Raw genomic sequence first — 16,659 nt, forward strand, 5'->3', positions numbered from 1 at the left:
TTGTGTGAAAGGCAGCTTTTTGTTTTTAAATAACTGATATTAAATATTTAATAGCTTTTTGTGTCAGATAGGAATTGTAGGAATAAGAATTTTGTTAAAGAAAAATACGTGTTTATACCCATTGTTTTCTGTAAGACTATATTCTAAGTTTATGGAATAATTTTTGACATGATTTAGTTTGAATTGTTTTGAAAATTTAATGATATGAAAAAGGTTTTATTTGTTTTTAGCTTGGTTTGGTTTTCTGCGTTTAGTCAGAAGGATGTACATGCATTGACAGTCTATCTGAGTGATGCAGAAACAGGCAAAAATGTAAAAGGTGCCAAGGTAACCTTGGAAGGATTTGAAATTCCGGCCATAGAAGGAAAATATGATAAGAAGAATAAGTCGTATTATTTTGATAATATACCTAATGGATATAATACTGTAATGACATATCATGAAAAGTATAATGAAAAAGGGTTCCAGAATACAGCTGGTCTGCCAAAAGAGTTAAAAATAAAATTGTATGTGCCTATCGCTGTTTCATATGGTTTTGAAAAACCAGTATTGTCGAAAGAAATTGGCCATAGCGGAGGTAAAAAAATAAACTATGCTAGGATGCCTAAAAATTTAGACATGGTTTTGAAAACAGGGAAAACAGTTAGCAACCCAAACTTTAGATATATTTATGTTGAGGACCAATATCATATTGCAATAATTTCAAAGTATGATAGCAAGCAATTTTTTGAAAATGATACTATTAAAAAAATATTGGATGAATTATCGTTAGAGGAATTTGAACAAAATGATGGTTCCTACCAGAAGTATGCAATTGATATTGCGACCGGAAATCTAGCTTCTTGCAAAAAAGGAGGATGTTTAATTATGAACGGGGTTGATTATGTTTATGTACTGCGTAAAAAGGAAGGGGCTAAGTTTAAAAGATTTAACTCTCCTGAAATTAAAAAATTAAGGGAAAAGAATTTCAAGGTTGCAGCGTTGACAAACAGAAAGCTGGAATATTATGGTGAAGCTCCTTTTAATGCTGAACGATATTATGGAGGGTTTTATAAAAATTTAATGAATGCAATGCAATACCATGATTTTCGACCGGGTAAAATTGGACAGGCATATTGGGATACACAACAAAAAGAGTATAAAATGTATTATGGGAGTTTTGACCCTAATTCGGTAAGCGATAACATGCCATCATCTGATGATGACATAGGATATAGTATATTTTTTGTAATTCCAAAACATAATAATTCAGGTATTGGACTGGGAGTATTAGATAATATAGAAGCAGATGATTCAACTAAGGATCAGTATTTTTTTAATAATAAATATAATAACTAATGAGAAATTGGCATCATAGCTTAATAAAATTAGATCAAGCATTACTTTTAATTGCCCCAATTCCGCAGACCTCATTAGCGCAAGTAGTCATTGGTATTGCTGATGGGGGGATGATTCAATTTGAATCGTTGACCAATCCTTTAGAAGGATTGAGTTATAAAGCTTCAAATGCAGGTCTCTTTAAGGTTGTGACTTCCCAGACGGGACCAAGACAAAAATCATCATTGATTAATTTTCAGGGATTGAATGTTACTCCTGAACTTAATACTTCTACAAATTTTAAAAATACAACTGACACACATGCAATAAGAGTAGCCGGTATCGTACTTGGAAATAAGGTGGATCAATTGAATAATTCATTTCCAATTCAAGGAATTATTGAAGATGCAGAGCTTATCTCTTTTGGTAACAGATCAAGTTATTATGTGATAAGTTCTGTAAACAATTGGGATTATTATGAAAAGAACGGAGCAATTCTTTATCCCGCTTCAAATCAAACTTTTAAAGGAGTACTTTTCAATAGCAATGATTATATTCCTGATAGAAAGCAAGCCAATGTAATAAATTCAAGTATTACTTTTGGATTGGATACTGCTTCTCAAGATACTTTAAAGGCCATTGTTGATGCTCTTAAATCATACGGTAATAGCGGTAGGGGAACAGTCATGATTGCTTCAGCAGGCAATGATGGTGCCACTAGTAATCCCCTTACGCAAGCAATACAAGGTTTTTCACTAAATAGTTACCCGATTATTGTTTCCGCATCAACTATTAATGCTGCGAATGTTGAAATAAGTGCACCGTATAGCTCGTATGGTGACCGTGTCGATTTGTGTGCTCCATCAAACAATGAATCTATAAGGATTGGTATTTACACTACGACCAAATTATACTGTGGCGAGATAGGAACCGATGACGAGGTTGTTATTAAAATAATAAGCAATCAATCGTCTGTGAATAGCCTGATTTTAACAGAAGTTGATTTTCTTTTTCCGGGCAATTGCGTTGAATTAGGAGATCCCACAACCAATTTGCACGAAGTTTTAGTTATTAAGGAGGTTAACAGGACTACAAGAAAAATTACATTTTCTCAAAACAGAATAAAAACAGCGCCACCTTCGACTATACCAACTAGTGTGAGAGTACCTATTATCAGAACGTCGGCATCTATTGAAACAGCCAATAGGAATAGACTTAGGGTTGTGAACGTTATAGGATTCGGTTACCAAGGACAAGAGGTATGTATCTATGATCCAAGTGTGGTCATTCCCAATCCTAATCCTACTGGTCTATCCAATTATTTTTACACTGATATTTCTGCGGTTTTAGGCACAAACCTATTTGAATTAACTAATGGTTTACCGATTCACATGTCACTTTCCGGATTAGTAGCCGTTCCAGGTCAAATGAGAATGCAGGCAAGCAGTTATAGTTTTGACAGCACAAATAATAAAACCACATTTTATTTCAGTACTGCTCAAAACCCTTTTTTTGACGCCTTTTTTGTTGGATGCAAAGTGGAAGTATTTGATGCCAGTACGAATGATGTTTTAAATATTCGGGAAATAGGTGAGATTAACAAAGTTACCAAATCAATCGTTTTGGATAAGTATAATACATCAAATGCCTTAGCAGCGGGTGCAACACTAGGATTACGAAGTATTGGTTATGGCAGCTATACATCCAGTTTTGGAGGAACTTCAGCAGCAGGGCCTGTAGTAGCAGGCGTTGCCGGTTTATTATTAAAAGTAAACAATAAACTAAATGCTTTAGAAGTGAAGCACATATTAAAGAGTACAACTGATAAAATTACAGGCGCCAGTAATTATACATTAGAATCTAATTCCAGTAAATATAATTATGGATATAATGTTAATAATTTTTTTGGATCTGGAAGAGTTAATGCTGAAGCAGCAGTGCAGTTAGCCATAGACTGGCATACAAATAGTGCGGTGTTAAAACCTGTTTTAAGATTTTTTGACAATACTGCCGGTACCATTGTACCAAATAATCAGGTTTTAGATAGTCCGGATGTTTGGATAAAACCAATAACAGAAAGTTCTTTACCATTACCCGCAACGGGCCAACCTTTTAATACAATCGATACAACTATTGATCAAAAAATTTTTGTCAGGGTAAGAAATACAGGAACTAGAGAAAATTTTAAAGATGGATATGTGCGATTTTTTGTAGCGTTTACTGATGAGGCCAATCCTCCATTTCCTTTTCCAAGTAAGTGGTATCACAAAATTGACGTAGCAAATTCGGACCCAACGATTAACCAAACGCTTCATAATAATGTAAAGTTAATAGGAATTAAAGAGATACCATTAATTGCAGCTAATTCTGATGTAATATTAGATTTTGAATGGAAATCATTGCAGGAAAAATGGAATGAGTGGAATCCATTGAACAAAAAGGCATATATTTTAGTTCATATTGCTCCTTTTGATGGTGAAGATGCAGATATTAGTTTAACTAATATACGAGGAAATAAAAACCTGACTTGCCGTCCTGTAAACGTAACTCATTTTAACGCTTATAAAATAGCTGCTGATGGGACTAAAATTTCTCTGCCCAAGGATATATATAATCTTGCGGTAAACCCATTAGTAGAATCAAGTAATTTCAAATTTGAGATTTCAAATATTCTAGATTCAAGATTAGACGCTCTAAAATTCATTTTTGTTAGAAAGGATGTATTAACCAATGTAATTGAACAAACAGTTATTTACAGAAAATCAGCGGGTTCTTGGGCATTTGATGTTTCACCTACTGATGATTGGGTTAAAGTTGAACCAACTATAGCTATAACAGATTCAACAATAAGCACACCTAATTACAAAAATGCAGTGCTTACGATTCTATTGGCTAATGATGCCAATAAGCAAATCACTTTCGACATTACCAATTAAACCATAAGACCATGTCAGATAATTTATTTAATTATACTTTTAATATTAATTCACAATCTACACAAGACGGGGTTTTGGAAGCGATCAACAGGGGTAGATTTGCAACATCGGTTCCCAAGTCTTATTTCTTTGCAGACCTTTCTGTTTTTCCTAATCAGGTTACAGGAGATGCATTTGGTCCTGTTCCGACCGATCAAACCAATCAATTCCGAATTACTTCAAAATTTAATATAACTGCTCCGACTAAAGCATATGCAACTACAGACGGGCACCTCTTTTTTGCGCCGCACGGAAATGACACCACAAAGGTCAATATTTTTTTAAGACCTTCAAAACCAGTAGATGTAGGTGTGAAAATTAAATATTTTGTTTACAGAGGAATATTAAAAGCTAATATTTTTACGGATGCAGGTGGAAGTGGTAACCTAAAATTGATAAATCATGATCCAACAACCAATTTGGCATTTGTGAACAGGGTATGGAATGAATATAAAGAGTTCAATAATTTAACTAATTCAACAGATCCAATAGAGTTTAAAGCAAAAGAGCTTGGATATGATGCTACAAATCCAAATGACTTAAAAATCATTAAAACATTTTTCAAGAACAATGCAGGGGATCCAACAACATCATACAATTTGGCCCGCGTTAATATGGGAGATCAAATAGGCTTTTTTGGTCCGACTACTATGGGTTTTGAAATCGTTGTTGATTTTGGTGATTACGAACAAGAAACCGCTGAAACAGGTTTTGACCTTGATTTTGCTTATGCATCTGCAACAGAATGTGTTCTGAATATCTCAGGTTCTAATCCTGCTTTTGTCGCCGGAAATATCCCAGCTATTCCCAGTATTTATGCTGGCATTAATCCTAAAATATTTAGAGAAAATATTTATCATTTTATTGATCCGGCGGCATTCTATGGTGCTCACATAACACACAACAAAGAAAAGAAAGAAGGAAAAATTCTCACGAACACTGTTTTTGCGACTGATAAGGACAATACTTTTCAAGAATCGGTTTACAGCAGAATTTTGCAAAGTAAGTTTTTCACTGCAAATACAATCTATTTATATATTTTTGGAAAAAGAGGAAGATCTTATAATTTCTATAACGAAACTCCATTAACATCAAACACGGGTCCCATTCAACCGGCGCCGGATGTAACTTTCCCTTCACCAACACCTCCGGTTTATCCACCCCCACAAAATTTTGAAACTTTTGGCTGGCCAATATTAATTATTGATAATTTAAACAATACCAATTATCTAAATGATATTATCAGACATAATGCTGATAATACTACAAATCCTGACGCATCAAAAAAGGCGGTTAATTTTTTTCTCGATTATTTTCAGGCCAGCACTAATGGTGATTTAAGCACCTTTTATTTAAGAAATGCACTTAATGTCTGCCGTTTTATAAAATTTGATGGAACTGACCCAAACCCAAATCATCTGAGAATACATCTGGAGAGTCCTTTCTCTTTCAGCAATAATAATCTACCGATTTCAAATTTCCTTTATGCCTCTTACAACAGAACAATTGATTATCTGCACTATTATAATAATTTATTAGGGCCTATCGATGTTTCGGGAATTTATGAGCCAGAAGATTTTGAGACTGCGCAAGGCAGTGCGATACAGTGGCTCATTTACAACAAACCTAAAATGTACCATATTGCTAACAGTAACATTTTAGGTGAAATGAAAGTAGTTTTCGAGGGTAGTGGTACAAATGCTACGCGGCTGTATATGATTTATCCAACTGATTCCGATGATCCTAATTTTATAAAAAGATACCCTTTTGTCTCCGGATGTGATATAGTGGACGATGCAAACACCTTTGCCAAGGTTGTATACGATAACAAACTAAATCAATTAAAAAATAATGATATTAGAATTTGGAAAGGAAATGTGCTAGACAATGGTACTTCAGTTGATGTATTGGCAGTTAGGAATTTAATTTATGATGGTGACAATGTCAGTAACTTTATTCAGTTGGGATTGACGCAAGCTGAATTTGATACTTTGAGTGCAGGTGCGCCGGACGTTTTAAGATTTAACAGTTTTTTCCACCTTAATGAGATAGCTGTTGTCAGTATTGATAACTACAAAAAGTATCAATTGGGTATTACATACGAGAACATAAGCGGAACTTTAGTTACCTATGTTAACGCTACGACTCCGGTTTTTGTTTACTCTATCGATGGTAAATTTTTCTCAACCAGTACCTATGCACAGCAATTTGCCCATTCGGAAACATTTGCAAATGTGGCAGTTGAATTTTTGCCTTTTTCTACTACAAATGCCAATAACATCTGGGATGGAGATTATGGATTTGACTGGATGCGAAAAACAACAGGGGGTGTGGTAGGGCTTAATTATCGGTTCCCGCCGTTTTCCACAATCATGGGAACTATTCCGACACAAACAGACGGGAATGACCCGGCTACAGGTACATTTGTTCCTGATACTGTAATGTATAATAATCTTAAAGTTGGAGAATATAATGCGATTCCTCTTAACTGGAGAAATGGAATAACAGACAACGATATCGAGTATTTTACAGCATGGTTAAGTATTTCCAAAGGCCAAGACCATACTGTGGCATTATCAATGAAAATTGGTAATACTGTGCCTACTTCATTAACTCTAAAATTTTACAGTAATATTTTTCAATTGTCTTCTCCAAATGCAGTTGTTCAAAGTGTGCCAGGAGCAGTTGATTTTGAAAAGACTTTGTCGTTTAATGTAGGGTCATTACCTCCAAATTCCGTATTTACCAGTATATTGAGGATAGAATATTTGGATGTACCGAGTACCGTTAATAGCCAGGAACAGTTTGTTGTTATGGCAACAAATGCAGGGAGTCCAACCGGGAGAATAGCCGGCATATTAAATTTATTTACCAAAACCAGACAAAACAAACTTGAAAGAAAGCCATTGAAAATCAATTTTGTTCCAGTTTCGGTTAATTTACCGGGGATTCCTGTCCAATATTCTGAGGGTGCGTTGACAGGTATTATACCTACTTTAAAATCGGATTTAGAACGGTTTTTAGATCATGCACAAATTAAGGCAGAAGTTATATGGACAAGTCAGTTGGTGATAACCGATAACTTAGCGAACTGTTTGGACCCACAGGGAGTTCTTTTAGGGAATCCGGGAATACCAATCGGAAATTCACTTACTAATGAATTGCATATTTATCTGAAGGAAAAATTAAAAACCAGAGATGGTGATATTTACGGAAGCTTTATGACGATTTTTTTCATAAATACTCCCGGAGGTATAAGAAACCCAAATAACACAACAACTGTTCTTGGCGGGTATTCAAGCGGCATAGGATCAGATATCGTTGTTTTTAGGTTAAATGCAAATAACAGAACAACTGTTTCACATGAGGTTTTGCATAGTCTAGGCGTGCCTCATACTTTCGATAAAACGAGCGATGAATCCCTCTTTGTTTACAAAGGATATGGCACAGAAAACATAATGGACTATACCGACCCAGCGCCACCCGCGCCATCGACTCCAATACAAACTCCGGTAATAAGTCCAAAACATTCTACCTTCCATTGGCAATGGTTGTTAGCGAGAAAAAATATAGGAAGAAAATGAAAAATGGACTGAAACTATTTATGTTATTACTGTACACTTTGGCATGTCAAAGCCAAAGCGTAATCAATTATCGTAATATAGATGATATTGAGGGATTGAGTTCAGTGCGTTTTAATAAAGAGTTTCTAAAAGCATGTACTTTAAAATCTAAAGTTCAGCAGTATGAGAGTTTTCAGAAGGAGTCGAAAAGCAGTATAAAAGTAATTGATAAAAAAAGGGACAATTACATTGAAATGAGGTCTAATCCCGATATGGGTTATTTTGAATTTGACGAAAGAATCAGTAATAGCGAAGAAGTAAACTATCTTTTTAACGATTCAGTATTATCGTCAATTACCATAAGGAATGAGTTGTATTTCAGATACATAGACTTAGATATTCCGTTGAGTATAAACAGTTTTTACCATTATCATAAAAATGGGAATTTAATGTTTGCGGGTTTTAGTCTGCAGTCAAGTATAACGAAAAATATTCGAATCAATATGTCCCGAATTTACAATGCAAAGGGCAAATTGATTAAGAAAATAAATCACGAAAAGCATTTTAAGTTAAAATTTAGCGATGTCATTAAGATAGGATACAACAACTTGAGACTTGATGAAAAAGAGGAAATGTATATATCCAGAAGTTTTAATGAAAAGGAAGCCTATTGGATTATAGAATTTCAATTGCCTGATGACAATTTTGCAAATAAGTATATTGTAATTAATGACAAGACCAAGGAGATGAATACCGCAGTTTACGACAGAGATGTTGAAAAGTTCAGATTCAAAGAATACCAAGAAGATTTGAATAATATTAAAAAGTATCTGAATATAGATGCGGAACCTTAATTAAAAAGTCTGATAGAATAGATGTTTTTAAACAATAAATAATTCCAGGATTATACAAACATTAAAAAAGTTATTATGCCGACTCCTCCAGTTCAAAAATATTACCCGTCAATAAGCAATCTAATTACTTTGGATTCACTACCTGAGAGTGTAGATTTTCTAAAAACGATTTTGGTTGATACATTTCGTAAAATCCATTATAAAGATTTTCAATCGTCTGTCAGCAATGATGGTTCAGTAGCGTTTTATAGTCTGAAGATAGTTACTAAAGACAGAATAGATGCCAATTTGTTTTTTGGGTTAAAATTTATTCTGAACAGGGATTTTGATGATCAAGGCATATCATCATTTCCCGTAACCTTAAATTACAGTTGGCCGATTATAGCTTATTTAAAAGCTTTTGATCTGGAGAATTTTTCATTCACTCCAAAGGAGTTTTTTGAAATAGGACTTATTGTTCTCAATATTTCTGAAGAACAGATACTGGCTCATGCTATTAATACCTTGGTCAATCCCCTAAGTCCGTCAATAGACCCCATCCAGCAGTTTGTAAATGATATAAATACTGAATTGGCAGAAGATTTAACTTCTCCTATTGCTTACCCTACGTCAGATAACAAACTTCAGGAATTGAGCCTTGCCTTAAAAGAGCAGTTTGGAGATTTTGGTTCGATTGCGATTTTTATGACCTATATTCTAGTTCATGCTGATTTGCAGGCAACTAAAGATAAACTTAAAAATTTCTTTGATGCTTTTATTCCGGACGATATAGAAGAATATTTACTTAATATCATAAAGCCGGAAGCAAGAGTAACATTGGAACTTTCAGCCTCCATAGAATTTCCAAGAAATATATTAGTGCCATGGCAAATGGATCCTGTCAGCGGTGCTTTAACAAGGGTTGAAGACGAGAATATAAAGGCTTATTTTGATTTCGCCAAAGCATTGCTTTATGCAGATACCAAAGCAGGTTTAGGATATCAACTAGAGCTTGCAGGAACGTTACAGCCCTCTTATTGTGAAATCGGCAGAACCGGAATTTTACTTCAAATTGATACTTTAAAACTTGATCTCAGTAAGAATACAAATATACCCGAAGCTGATGCTGACGGAAGGCCAGAAGATTTCACGGGTGTTTATGCCAGAGCTATATCTGTAACCTTACCAGCCAGATGGTTTCATGATGATGCTGTACAGGGAACCCCTTCGACAGGACTCAGAATAGGTGGTTATGATTTATTAATTGGAACCGGGGGATTGTCTGGTTATTTTCTTTTAGAAACCGTGCCTATTGTTGTTGCAAGCAGCGATCCTTATTATTTTGAAAATAAATTTGAGTTTATCTATCCTGTTACTCTTTTTCAAACAAATACAGTTACTAATGTTGTTGAAAAAGTTGTAGTAAATGACCTCATTCAATTAAAGCAATTGTTGTTTCCGGACAGCTCTACAGCCATTCCTCCATATTCATTTGAGTTTCCTTTAAAAGTGAATGAATTGCCACTGACTTCAGGAATTGTAAAAACGTTTGCGAATGTAACAGAGTATCAGGAATATTTGAACAGCTTTCCTGACGATAATGAGTTAGATAAAATACCTACATTGTGGAAGAGATTAGGCGGCGAGAGTGGGTTTAGAGTTGGTTTTAGAAAATTTGATATCACTTTCAAACAGAATAAAGTTATTTCTTCAAATATAAAAGGAGCTTTAGAAATTGATAAGTTTGTTTATCCAACGGGAGCTCAATATCCTAACGGCGAAATAATTCCAGATAATACAAAAGTTAAAATTGAGATAGAAGGCCATTTAAATGATGATGGAGACTTTAACCTTACTGCTTCTGCCCAACCACCTTATCCTATTGTCCTCCCAGATATTTTTACCTATGATATTAAGAGTTTAGAGCTTGGTAAAGAAGAGGATGACTTTTACATAGGAACAGCCGGTACCTTACAGTTCGAAGGATTTTTAAAAGACGTAATGGGGCTCGGACCTATTGAGATTGAGCGTTTACGTATTTATAGTGATGGTTCCTTTGACTTTATAGGTGGTGGTTCAATTAATTTAGTTGATCCTCTAACTCTTAAACTAGGTCCTGTTGATATTACTGTTACTGCATTACATTTTGGTTCCCATCAAAGAGAAATTGATGGTGTAACGCGTAAGTTTAATTATTTTGGGTTTGATGGTGGAGTAAAAGTTGATCCATTAGGGGTAGAAATAAGAGGAGACGGAGTTAAATTTTATTACTGTACAGATGATTTAGACGATAAACCGCATCCTTATCTGCACATACAAACCTTATATTTAGATTTGACCATTCCGGCCAAGTCACCAGCAGCTATTATTAATGGTTGGATTTCAATACCAGAACCTGGAGTGTCTAAAGAGTATTCAGGAAGTATTAAGTTACAGGTGCCAAGTGCTAATCTTTCAGGTAAGGCTGATATTTCGCTTACGCCGCGATATCCTGCTTTTATGATTGATGCGGAGATTGACCTTCCGGTCCCAATACCGCTCGGTGCATTTGCAATTTATCAATTCAGAGGTTTGATGGGCTATCGTTATGTTGCAGAAAAAGAGGCCATAGGTATGGTATCAGGTGTTAACAGTTGGTATGAGTATTATAAAGCTCCCCAACGGGGCATTAATATCAAAAAATTCAGTGGTCCGGAAAAAACTACCCAATATGATAAACCATTCTCTATAGGAGCAGGAGCATCGTTTGGTACCTCAGCTGATAACGGAACTGTATTAAATATAAAGGCGATGGCACTTTTGTCTATTCCATCAATGTTTATGATTGACGGAAGGGCTTCTGTATTGTCGGCCAGATTAGGTTTAGAAGAAACCAAAGATCCTCCGTTTTTTGCTTTTGTTATCATCGGTGATGATTCTTTGGAATTTGGTTTTGGAGCTGATTTTAAAATGCCAACAAGTACAGGCTCTCTTCTGACTGTTTATGCTGATATTCAGGCAGGTTTCTTCTTTAAAAACCAACACCCATGGTATGTTAATATTGGTACTGATACCAATCCTATAACATCGAGAATAATATCCTTATTGGATATTAAGAGTTATGTAATGCTTTCTGCCAGTGGAATAAAAGCAGGCGCAAGGGGTGAATTTAACTTTAAACGAAGTTATTTTGGTGTCATAAAAGTGAAAGCGCATGCTTTTATTGAAATAGGAGGACGTATCAGTTTTGAAAGACCTCAAATAGGTGCTTATCTAATGGCGGGTGTAGAAGCTAATATAAAAGTTCTATTTGTAAGATTGGAGCTGGAAGTAGGAATCCTTTTTGCAGTAGAAGCTCCAAGACCATTCAAAATCTTTGGTAAGTTTTATTTCAAAATCAGAATCAGAGTATGGGGTGTTACTTTATACAGGTTCAGAGGACAGTTGGAAGTAGTATGGAACTTTAATAAAAATATTGACAGATCAGCAATAAATCCATTCATTAATGCTTCCCATGCGTTTGCTATACCTGAACTAGTACGAGGAGTGAACATGTTATCAAACGAGACTTTTTTACTAGCTCCCTTAGATGGTGAACCTATCGATTTAGATCCTAAAGTTTTAGATTATATAATCCCACTCGATACCTATATTGATATCAAAACTGAAAAAGGCCTTCTACCTGGGAATGTTCTAGATCCGTTGAATTCAGTCAGAAGGCTGATAGGAAGTGTAAATACACCACCGAAACAGTATACTGATTTAATTCCCCCGGTGAGTTCTGTTAAAGGAAAACCTATAAGACAGGTAAAACACAAATATATCATTGACCACATAGCCATTAAGTTTTGGAATGATATAGAATGGAAAGATTATCATCCATATGAAGCATTGTATCCAAATGATCCAAGTGTCAGTAATTTAAAAATAGGGCAGTTTCAAAAAACAGACGGGCAGTATAATACTGTTCGATTACTAGCGACAACTCCTTTTTCATATACCGAGCAAGCCGAGCCAGGATGGTATATACCTGAACAATATGGTATTAATGCGTCCACTATATTCTGTGAAGGAGAAGCTATTGGACCTAGATGTACTAATTTTTTAACTAATCCATTACACGCCCATTATTATTGTGGTGATCCAAATACTATACTCATGTCTAATGATGTAGCTTTTGAAATCATATCGTTAAATTTTAATGATTTTGCCACTATTACTGATGAAAGTAACCCATTTGATTTTGAACAGTCTTTAGCTTTTGATAACTGGAACACTATGCAGATTGTGTTGCCGGAACCATCAGTGCAAATCGGTTTGAAATTGAGTAATTATGCCAGCGGTGTAAAAATAAGGTATTATTCAATTATAAACAGTCTGGAGAATGATGCTCAGTTTGAAATAGTTTATGGAAATCCAAATCCGAATGCCACTAACATAAATGAACCTTATGAAATTGTTCTTTCAGGTGCCGATTTAAATGAAAGAGTGGAGTATAACCATGTAGATTGGAATGCTGTTATAAAAATTGAAATCGAGCCAATTTTTGACAGTGCTGTAAGTCAGCAAATTGCATTTTTGAATGAGCAAATTGCCGATATTGAAGAAGAGAACACAATGATTTCTTTGGGCTTATCAGACGGTGAAATATTATCGACTGCATTGCTTGAAGAAGAACTTCAAAATTTGATTTGCGGAAGCGGAACTGTTATAAGTTCTAGTTCTTCGTTTGTTAACAGGTATGAAAAAGAAGAGAAGTTTAATTGTTATTTTTCGAAAGAATTTAAAGAGAATGGCTTAAATTATATTTATTCAGTTGGAACAAACCATGGAAAAGGATTAATCAGTAAAATCAATTCGGATGGCTCGTTAGTTTGGGAAAGAGAATACACTATTGAGGCAAATATTCCAAACCTTGTCTTTAAAGAAATAATACAAATTCATAAGTATTCAGAGACATCAGAAGTGATTGATTTTAAGTACATTGTATATGCAACTACGGGAGACTATCAGTTCTTACTTAATATTGATCCTGAAAACGGAGAAGTAGTTTGGGTGAAGCATATTCAAATAGAACAAAAGGATGTATTGATTTGTATTGCACCTTCTAAAAAGGAGTTTGATTTTTATTTGACAATTTCAAAAGAAGATCAAGAGACAGAAGATGTCCATCCTATAATTGCGAGAATCGATTCATCAGGTAATTTAATGAAAGCAATTCGTTGTAAAACGGGTGAAAAACTCGTAATAAATGCGATTTGTGAGGATTTTGACGGATTAGCTGCTGTAGGACGGATATTAAAAGGTGGGGTTGATCCAATAGGAATCATTGTTAAACTGAATAGTGATTTGGAAATTACTAAGGAGTTGTGCATAGGAAAACCATATACAACTTTACATGATATAAAGATTGATGATCAAGGTAAATACCTCATATGTGGATACGATTATGAAAAGAAAGGAGTCTTTACAGCATTCGTTAACGAAGTGGAGTCCGATTCATTTATTTTTCCTAATACCCTGAATCATAAATCTTGCCTACAGCTAGGAGAAGATGGCTTTTACCTTTTGCAGTTTGATGATGAAAATGGTGAGTTGCATTTATTGGATTTTGCATTTAATATTCTTTGGAGTAAAGAGATTCATTTAAATAGCGGATTTAATGGTATTAAGAATTTTACATTTAACAGGGATACTGAAAAAATAACCTTAAATTGTTATAATGATTGGGAGTCTTCATTGGTAGTTTATACAGATAAAAATTTGTTAACCTGTCTGACGAAAAATTTGGACATACCTGTTTTATTAGAATCAGGGATTGCTATAATACCTTATAATATTGATCCGGTAAATAGTGAACTCCCATTAAAACTTTTGTCATCTCGATCAGCGATGATTATTTCACTAATCAAAAAGTTGTGTGCTTCTAATGAATGTGAGGATGAGGATGCTGTTGTATGTGAATTGTATAATGCAATCTTAGGGATTTATCAAACTTGTTTGACAGATCCGAACACTACTCAGGATATCAATTTTGAAACTGTTTCCGAATGCTATCGTGAAATTTTGCATTTAATAGCAATTTTTAATGCAAATTATAATTTACCGGAGCATCTTTCTCTTCAAATAGCACAGATAAATGACTTTTTGATTAAAAAAGATTATAATTACTATACCATCGCCTGGAATGGTGTTCAAACAATGCTTGACTATTTGAATGAAATAGGAAATTGCATATGCGAGTGTAACCCATTTGGTTTTACTATGATACATGAAGTTTGCTGGATGTCTTTGGAAGATTATGAGTATAACATAAACATTCCTAGTCAGCAGGCTATAGCTGAAGATGCTCAGGCGACTATAGATGGGATTACTAAATTTATCCAACCTATCTGGAGACCTGATACCAGTTATTATGTTCATTTCGTTTTAAAGGATATTGTAGATAACGGAACAAGTCCTCATCCTGGATTTGCTTATACCTATGGATTTACAACTGCAGGACCGGTTGGATATTTTCATACTCATGATAAAGCTACCTATGGAGATTTAGTTTTGAAGGTAGGAGACAAATTACTTAAAGACGACAATACCTATTTCACGGTTACTTCCGACGGACTTATCAAAGATGATAATACTTTATATGTTGCTAATACTAACGGATTTATCTATGAAGATACAACAGGTATTTTAAGAAATGCTGTAAACGGAGAGATTATCTTTAATCCTGACAACCCTTCGTTCCCTCTTAAAGTAATAGCTCATCCGGATAAGTATAGATTGACATCTTTAAGACAGTATATTGATTATGACCGTTCTTATCCTAATGCCGATGGAAATCTGTTGAGTGCCAAACCATTATTCTACGACGATCAAATTGGTCTTACTACCCAGATAAATGTGTTCTACAGCAAAGCTTATGCAACTCATTTTTTCAAAGTTTGGGAACCTTATAAGGATTCACAACAACGGGCAGGAAGGTTAAAAATTGTGATTAAAGACCCTGTTGAAGGAATCGAAATTGTAAATCCGCCATATTTGGATTATAATCCAGCTGATACTTTGCATACCCATATTCCACAAGCCATAGAAGAATGGAATATTGAAGAGCATCCACAGGTGCCATTTGCTATCAGTATGTACCAAAACCTGTTTAATTCACCAAACTGTATTGGCCAGATTACTACCATTAAGCCGGCATCGGAGTATTTAACTGTTTATCCAAAACATTTAAAACCAAGTAAATTGTATACAGCAATTGTAAACAACTTATTTGATGTTAATCACAATGGGATTTTTGATATTAGTGATAATGAGATTTTGGAAAATGTACCACCCGAAATTAGAGAGGTTCATAAGTTTGTTTTTCAAACATCAAGATACAAAGACTTTTCAGAACAGGTTAGCAGTTTTTATTTAGAAAAGGAAATAGATGGCGTTGTTGCACAACAAAGTGCTTTGTTCAAAATAGAGAAGGCATTCACTCCTGATGAAATTAATGCTACTTATAACACTATTATAAATCAATCGATAACAGGTTTTTCTGCGGAAGTTTTAGCAACACTTACCAATGATTATCAGCATCCTTATGACAGGGTATTTGAAGGTATATTAGGATTTAAGCCATGGGACGATCCAATATCAACTGAGGTAAACGTAATAAGGGATATAACAACAGATACTATCATTGCTCTGATTGTAAGAAATCCGGAACCGTTTAACAATCCTAAATTTTCGAAGGAAGTTTTAGAAGATACTATAAGAGTAACTACCAAGTATGGTGTTGTTATCCCAGGGTATTCAGTACTTTATTCTAAGGATAATTCACAAGCAATTATCATGAATGACATTAAAAATATCAGCAGTTCAAGTTTAAGGCTGAAATTTTCACATAAGGTTTACAAAGACGTAGCGCCTGGTAGCGATTTAAATGTTATTTACCCGGTAGTAGCTAGTGAAATGATAAGTTTAGGTTCATTAAATAATTAATTG

General features: G+C 34.6%; 5 protein-coding genes. All 5 read left to right on the forward strand.

The window, feature by feature from the left end:
• The first annotated feature begins 204 nt into the window (after positions 1–204).
• On the forward strand, positions 205–1,338 hold the full coding sequence (locus B3C16_RS11295; protein ID WP_291131736.1) for a hypothetical protein: 1,134 nt from the start codon (positions 205–207) through the stop codon (positions 1,336–1,338).
• Entirely contained in the window at positions 1,338–4,253 is a 2,916-nt protein-coding gene (locus tag B3C16_RS11300; RefSeq protein ID WP_291131738.1) for a S8 family serine peptidase, read from the forward strand. The genes B3C16_RS11295 and B3C16_RS11300 overlap by 1 nt, the downstream gene beginning before the upstream one ends.
• Before the next feature lie 11 nt (positions 4,254–4,264).
• Positions 4,265–7,876: a hypothetical protein gene (locus B3C16_RS11305; RefSeq protein WP_291131740.1), complete on the forward strand. Its 3,612-nt coding sequence runs from the start codon at positions 4,265–4,267 to the stop codon at positions 7,874–7,876.
• Positions 7,873–8,709 (forward strand): hypothetical protein, encoded by an 837-nt coding sequence (locus B3C16_RS11310; RefSeq protein WP_291131742.1) that lies wholly within the window; start codon positions 7,873–7,875, stop codon positions 8,707–8,709. The genes B3C16_RS11305 and B3C16_RS11310 overlap by 4 nt, the downstream gene beginning before the upstream one ends.
• A gap of 75 nt (positions 8,710–8,784) precedes the next feature.
• Entirely contained in the window at positions 8,785–16,656 is a 7,872-nt protein-coding gene (locus B3C16_RS11315) for a hypothetical protein (protein ID WP_291131744.1), read from the forward strand.
• The last annotated feature ends 3 nt before the right edge of the window (positions 16,657–16,659 follow it).

Source organism: Flavobacterium sp. UBA7682 (genome assembly GCF_002482945.1).
Taxonomy (GTDB): domain Bacteria; phylum Bacteroidota; class Bacteroidia; order Flavobacteriales; family Flavobacteriaceae; genus Flavobacterium.

Coding starts and splice junctions, on each gene's coding strand:
- B3C16_RS11310 (WP_291131742.1), top strand. CDS start 7,873: ATGAAAAATGGACTGAAACTATTTATGTTATTACTGTACACTTTGGCA.
- B3C16_RS11305 (WP_291131740.1), top strand. CDS start 4,265: ATGTCAGATAATTTATTTAATTATACTTTTAATATTAATTCACAATCT.
- B3C16_RS11300 (WP_291131738.1), top strand. CDS start 1,338: ATGAGAAATTGGCATCATAGCTTAATAAAATTAGATCAAGCATTACTT.
- B3C16_RS11315 (WP_291131744.1), top strand. CDS start 8,785: ATGCCGACTCCTCCAGTTCAAAAATATTACCCGTCAATAAGCAATCTA.
- B3C16_RS11295 (WP_291131736.1), top strand. CDS start 205: ATGAAAAAGGTTTTATTTGTTTTTAGCTTGGTTTGGTTTTCTGCGTTT.